This is a genomic window from Acinetobacter lactucae (assembly GCF_013344765.1).
In the GTDB taxonomy this organism is placed as follows: Bacteria; Pseudomonadota; Gammaproteobacteria; order Pseudomonadales; family Moraxellaceae; genus Acinetobacter; species Acinetobacter lactucae_A.
This window is the reverse complement of sequence record NZ_JABVBF010000488.1, coordinates 1-204: the sequence shown is the minus strand read 5'-3', so window position 1 is coordinate 204 and position 204 is coordinate 1. Positions and strand designations below refer to the sequence as shown.

Genomic DNA, 204 nt, shown 5'->3' with positions numbered 1-204 from the left:
CTGGCACATTGGCAGCGGGTGAAGTTGCACAGATCAGTGTAGATGGTGGTGTAACCTGGATCGACTTGACAGTAACAGCAGGCAACTGGAGTTATGTAGATAGCCGTACCTTAACTGATGGTAACTACACTTACGATGTTCGTGTGGTGGATACTGCCGGTAACGTGGGTTCAACTGATAGCCAAGTTGTGACTGTAGACAGCA

The 204-nt window shown here is 48.5% G+C and carries 1 protein-coding gene; it reads left to right on the top strand.

The features are described from left to right. Positions 1-204: Ig-like domain-containing protein (locus HUN22_RS18475; protein ID WP_174732157.1), on the top strand; the 204-nt coding region annotated here is incomplete at both ends.